Raw genomic sequence first — 777 nt, 5'->3', positions numbered from 1 at the left:
GACGCGGCGTCGCGCGGCGCCGTGCTGTCGGACTTCGCCCTGTCCGCGGCGCGTGAGGGCGGCTACCCGGCGGTGATGACCGTGCTGTTCGCCGCCGAAAGTCTGTACTTCACCTGGTGCGTCCGCGCGCACGAGGGGGGCGGCGTCCCGGCCGGGCCGATCGGCGAATGGGTGTCCCTGCACGCGGGCGACGCGTTCCGCGAGGGCGTGGACGCCCTGGCGGCGCAGGTCGACGCGCTGTCGGCCGACGTGCCGGACGAGCGCCTCGCCCGGTGGTTCGCCGGCATGCTGGATGCCGAGATCGCCTTCCACGACGCCGTGTACCGCTGAGGGCGTCCGCTCGTCGCAGGGGCGGGCGCCGTGCGCGGCTCCTCGAACGTCGGCCGTGGCCCCGCTCAGCAGCGGACGAGCACCTTGCCGGCGACGGAGAGGTCCTCGGCGAGCGCGGCGAACACGCCCGGCGCCTCGGCGAGGCTCACCTGCCTCTCGATCAGACCGGCCAGATCCTCCGGGGCGCCGGCGACCCATTCGGCCACCGCCGCGAACTCCGCGGCGGGGTAGGAGAAGGTCCCGATCAGGTCGCGTTCCTCGGTGCTGATGGCGTACGCGGCCAGGTCGAGGCGTGGCGAGCCCATGCCGACGAGCACGACGCGGGCGCCCGGCGCGGTGGCCGCGAGGGCGTCGGCCATGGTCGCGGAGACTCCCACCGCGTCGACGGCGACCGACGCCGGCCCGTCGAGCACGTCGTGCACCTGCCCGGGCACCGGCCCGCCCGCC

General features: G+C 75.9%; 2 protein-coding genes. One reads left to right on the top strand and one right to left on the bottom strand.

From position 1 onward, the window contains the following. On the top strand, positions 1-330 hold a 330-nt coding region (locus tag ACFFNX_RS51680; RefSeq protein WP_446678579.1), incomplete at its 5' end, for a TenA family protein. A 65-nt stretch (positions 331-395) separates the two neighbouring features. On the opposite strand, the gene ACFFNX_RS51675 is transcribed toward ACFFNX_RS51680, so the two are convergent. Beyond that, positions 396-777 (bottom strand): zinc-binding dehydrogenase (locus ACFFNX_RS51675; protein WP_378213855.1); only part of this gene is annotated, 382 nt, incomplete at its 5' end.

This window comes from Actinoallomurus acaciae (genome assembly GCF_042429965.1).
GTDB lineage: Bacteria > Actinomycetota > Actinomycetes > Streptosporangiales > Streptosporangiaceae > Actinoallomurus > Actinoallomurus acaciae.
Note: the sequence above shows the minus strand (reverse complement) of the source record. Positions and strands in the feature narration are given on the sequence as shown.